Raw genomic sequence first — 3635 nt, forward strand, 5'->3', positions numbered from 1 at the left:
GGCGGGCCGCGACGGCGACGCGGGCGCCGAGGGCCGCCAGCCGTTCGGCTGTGGCCTCGCCGATGCCGCTCGACGCTCCGGTGACCACCGCGACGCGGCCGTCCAGCGGGGTGCCGGTGATGAGTGAAGACATGGTGGATTCCTTTCGTCGGTGCTCATGTGGTCGTGCACTCGACACAACCTCGATCGCGGCCGCTTTTCGGCGGTTACCGTGGCCACGCTTATCGGGGGACAAGATGGGCCACCTTGGCGCCGCGGCGCCCGCCGCCTCGCGGCACAATGTCGTCGTGAGTGATCGCACCGGCTCCGAACTCGCGGAGTTCCTCAGCGCGCGCCGCGCCCGGCTCACCCCGGAGCAGGCCGGCTTGGGCGGCGACTACGTGCGCCGCCGGGTGCCCGGTCTGCGCCGCGAGGAACTCGCCCGGCTGGCCGGGGTCAGCGTCGACTACTACACCCGCCTCGAGCAGGGCCGCAGCCGCAGCGCATCCACCGACGTCCTCGACGCGCTGGCCACCGCGCTGCAACTCGACGACGCCGAACGCCAGCACCTGCACCAGCTCGGCCGTCCACAGCCGGCGGGACGCAGGCGCCGCCCCCGCCCTCAGATCGTCGAACCGGCCACGCTGCGGCTGCTCGACCTGCTGGACCAGGTCTGTTCGCCGGCGTTCGTGCTCGGCCGCCGTCTCGACGTGCTCGCGCACAACCGCATCGCCGGCGCCTTGATCACCGAGTTCCGCGAGCTGCCTGCCCCGCAACGCAACCAGGCACGGTTCGTCTTCTTCGACCCGCACGCCCGCGAGCTGTATTCCGACTGGCCGCAGGTGGCCGCCGACACGGTGGCGATGCTGCGGCTCGACGCCGGCCGCTATCCGAACGACGAGAAGCTCACCGCGCTGATCGGTGAACTCTCCATCCAGTCCGAGGACTTCCGCAGGTGGTGGTCCGACCACGACGTGCAGCGCCGCACCACCGGCACGAAGGCCTACCACCACCCGCTCGTCGGCGACCTGACGGTGCAGTACCAGGCGCTGAACTCGTCGGGCGATCCCGACCAGATCCTGTTCGTGTACACCACCGAGCCGGGATCGACCTCCGAGACCGCACTCCGGCTGCTGGCCAGCTGGCACGAACACTCCCACGAGAGGACACCGCAGCGATGAGCCGCACCGAGGAACAGAAGGCCATGATGGCGGTGGTCCGCCGGAACACCGAAGTGGTGCAGGGGCAGGGCGACTTCGCGCTCTTCGACGAGCTGTTCGCCGACGACTTCGTCGACCGCACCCCGCAGCCCGGGACCACGCCCGACAAGGCCGGGGTGCTCGTGCTGTACCGCAGGCTGCGCGACGCGTTCCCCGACTTCCGGCCCGAGATCCATTGGCAGACCGTCGAAGGCGACATCGTCACCACGTACAAGACCTACCACGGCACCCACCGGGGACCGCTGTTCGACATCGCCCCGACCGGACGCACCGTGGCGTTCGAGACCGTGGACGCGATGCGGGTGCGCGACGGCAGGATCGTCGAGCACTGGGGTGTGGCGAACCTGTTCTCACTGGTGCATCAGCTCGGCGCACACATCGAGAGCTGACCGCACTACAACCGTCGGCCGCGAGCCGCCGGCCGCGAGAAAATATTCTGCGCGCAACGGCGGTGAAACATCGCGTCGCTAGCTTTCCTGCATCGAATTCGCCCGGATTTCATGCAGGGAGCGGACATGACTGACACCCGAGACCTACCGCCCGGCGCCGTGATCGGCGCCGGCGACATCGTCGAGGCCTCGGGGCATCCCGTCGGCGGCGGTCTGATCAAAGACCACTACGACCCCCGGTTGACCAACGAGGATCTCGCACCGCTGGCCAAGCAGTCGTGGTCGTCCTACAACATCTTCGCGTTCTGGATGTCGGACGTGCACAGCGTCGGTGGATACGTCACGGCGGGCAGCCTGTTCGCCCTCGGCCTGGCGAGCTGGCAGGTGCTGATCGCGCTGCTGGTCGGCATCGTGATCGTCAACGTGCTGTGCAACCTGGTCGCGAAGCCCAGTCAGCAGGCCGGTGTTCCGTATCCCGTGGTGTGCCGCAGCTCCTTCGGTGTGCTCGGCGCCAACATCCCGGCGATCATCCGCGGCCTGATCGCCGTTGCGTGGTACGGCATCCAGACCTATCTGGCGTCGGCGGCGCTGGACATCGTGCTGCTCAAGCTCTTTCCCGGCCTCGCCCCGTACGCCGACGTCGACCAGTACGGGTTCACCGGCCTGTCCCTGCTGGGGTGGTGCAGCTTCACGCTGTTGTGGGTGGTGCAGGCCGCGGTGTTCTGGCGCGGCATGGAGTCGATCCGCAAGTTCATCGACTTCTGCGGACCCGCGGTCTACGTCGTGATGTTCATCCTGTGCGGATACCTGCTGTGGAAGTCTGGCTGGCACGTCAGCCTGTCACTGGGCGGCGAGAAGCAGGGCAATTCGCTGGTGATCATGCTGGGCGCGATCGCGCTGGTGGTGTCGTACTTCTCCGGCCCGATGCTGAACTTCGGTGACTTCGCCCGCTACGGGAAGAGCTTCCAGGCCGTCAAGAAGGGCAACTTCCTCGGCCTGCCGGTCAACTTCCTGGTGTTCTCGCTGCTGGTCGTCGTCACGGCGGCGGCAACGGTGCCGGTGTTCGGCGAACTGCTCACCGACCCGGTGGCCACCGTCGCCCGGATCGACAGCGTGACCGCAATCGTGTTGGGCGCGTTGACCTTCTCGATCGCCACCATCGGCATCAACATCGTCGCCAACTTCATCTCGCCTGCCTTCGACTTCTCGAACGTCAGCCCGCAGAAGATCAGCTGGCGGATGGGCGGCATGATCGCCGCCGTCGGTTCGGTGCTGCTGACGCCGTGGAACCTCTACAGCAACCCCGAGGTCATCCACTACACGCTGGAGACGCTCGGCGCGTTCATCGGCCCGCTGTTCGGCGTGCTCATCGCCGACTTCTACCTGGTGCGCAAGCAGAAGATCGTGGTCGACGACCTGTTCACCATGTCGAAGACCGCGAACTACTGGTACAGCAAGGGCTACAACCCGGTGGCGGTAGCCGCGACGCTGGTCGGCGCGGTCCTGGCGATGATCCCCGTGCTGCTGGGCGGCAAGGTGTTCGGCATGGCCGGGGCCGCCCAGTACAGCTGGTTCATCGGATGCGGTGTGGCGTTCGCGATCTACTACGTGCTCGCCACCCGTGGGCCGTGGCGGATGACGGCGCTGCGGGTCGCCGAGGGGGCGACGCTGATCTCGTAGGAACCGGGTCGGCGACGACCCGACGTTGCATCTCGATAGTTTCCGATATATCGTCAACGTATCGGAAGCGCACATCGTGCTTCCTCGCAAACGAAGGAAACACACCATGAACACCCCATTCACCCCTCAAGACAGCCCGTTCGGCGGGCAGCCCGGCGGTTTCGGTCCGGCCGGCTTCGGCTTCGGCTTCAGCCCCGAGGACCGGCGAGTCCTGCACGAGCGGCGGCGAGCGGCCCGCCGCGAGTTCCGCGACCACATCCGTGAGCACGGCCGCGGCGACCGCGGCTTCGGCCCGGGCTTCGGCCCCGGCTTCGGCCCGGGCTTCGGTCCCGGCTTCGGCTTCGGTCCCGGCGGACGCCGCGGCGGC

The 3635-nt window shown here is 67.8% G+C and carries 4 protein-coding genes and 1 pseudogene; 4 read left to right on the forward strand and 1 reads right to left on the reverse strand.

Features of this window, described 5'->3' with window-relative positions:
* Positions 1-133: SDR family NAD(P)-dependent oxidoreductase (locus H7I41_RS13965; protein ID WP_264013196.1), on the reverse strand; the 133-nt coding region annotated here is incomplete at its 3' end.
* 154 nt (positions 134-287) lie between these two features.
* Here H7I41_RS13965 and H7I41_RS13970 point away from each other — a divergent pair.
* The 4 genes and pseudogenes from H7I41_RS13970 to H7I41_RS13985 all read left to right on the forward strand — a co-directional run.
* Positions 288-1160, forward strand: a complete 873-nt coding sequence (locus tag H7I41_RS13970; protein WP_264013193.1) for a helix-turn-helix transcriptional regulator — start codon at positions 288-290, stop codon at positions 1158-1160.
* Complete coding sequence (locus tag H7I41_RS13975) at positions 1157-1588, forward strand: ester cyclase (RefSeq protein WP_264013194.1); 432 nt, start codon at positions 1157-1159, stop codon at positions 1586-1588. Before H7I41_RS13970 ends, H7I41_RS13975 begins: the two co-directional genes overlap by 4 nt.
* 126 nt (positions 1589-1714) lie before the next feature.
* The gene (locus H7I41_RS13980) at positions 1715-3268 is read left to right on the forward strand and encodes an NCS1 family nucleobase:cation symporter-1 (RefSeq protein WP_264013195.1); all 1554 of its coding nucleotides are present in this window, start codon (positions 1715-1717) and stop codon (positions 3266-3268) included.
* Between the two features lie 106 nt (positions 3269-3374).
* Positions 3375-3635: pseudogene (locus H7I41_RS13985) on the forward strand (PadR family transcriptional regulator); the annotation flags it as partial.

The organism is [Mycobacterium] manitobense, from assembly GCF_025821665.1.
GTDB classification, from domain to species: Bacteria; Actinomycetota; Actinomycetes; order Mycobacteriales; family Mycobacteriaceae; genus Mycobacterium; species Mycobacterium arseniciresistens.

Excerpts from the sequence above, each read along its gene's own strand:
- H7I41_RS13975 (WP_264013194.1), top strand. The coding sequence starts at position 1,157 with ATGAGCCGCACCGAGGAACAGAAGGCCATGATGGCGGTGGTCCGCCGG.
- H7I41_RS13980 (WP_264013195.1), top strand. The coding sequence starts at position 1,715 with ATGACTGACACCCGAGACCTACCGCCCGGCGCCGTGATCGGCGCCGGC.